The sequence below is a fragment of the Neobacillus paridis genome, from assembly GCF_016765675.1.
GTDB lineage: Bacteria > Bacillota > Bacilli > Bacillales > Cytobacillaceae > Neobacillus > Neobacillus paridis.
Genome location: NZ_JAESWB010000101.1, coordinates 1 through 546, shown reverse-complemented (window position 1 = coordinate 546; position 546 = coordinate 1). Strand labels below are relative to the sequence as shown.

Annotated in this window: 1 protein-coding gene; it reads right to left on the bottom strand. The window is 61.4% G+C overall.

Translation table 11 applies throughout. The features are described 5' to 3' along the window. Nucleotides 1–546 (bottom strand): hypothetical protein (locus JK635_RS28080; protein WP_202653114.1); only part of this gene is annotated, 546 nt, incomplete at both ends.

Below are 546 nucleotides of genomic sequence, written 5' to 3'. Positions count from 1 at the left end.
GCGCTGAGCGGGTTGATGTCGACTTGGCCCCCGCCCGCCTTCATCGACAGGCGGAGATTGGAAAGCCGGATGTTTTCGGCCTTCAGGCTGCCGACCCGCAGATTGCCGCTCGCCTGCAGTTGACGCAGCGCCGACAGGTCGATCGGCTTCTCTGGCTGGTCTGCGGGCCTGGCTTTGCCCTGTGTGGCGTCGACTGGCGTTCTTGCCCGATACCGGTCTGCGTCCAGCTTGTCGATATTGATGTCGAAGGTATAGGCGGCCGGAGCATATCCGACAAGCCCGAGTGTTGCATCAAAGCTGCTGTCGTCGAGCTTTCCTCGTAGCTTGGCGCCCATGGTCTGCTGGTTTAACTCGGCCAATGCGCTGCCGCTGGCCCCCAGCTTCATTGTGCCACCACTCGGATTGGGCAGCGTCACATCGATTGTGATGCCGGCCAGATCGATCCGGCCGAACTGCAGATTGGCCGTGATCCCAGTGGAAATCGTGCCGACGATGGTCGTCGCTCCCTGTTTTCCGGACAGCGTTGCGATGAGCGCTGGTGAAGAA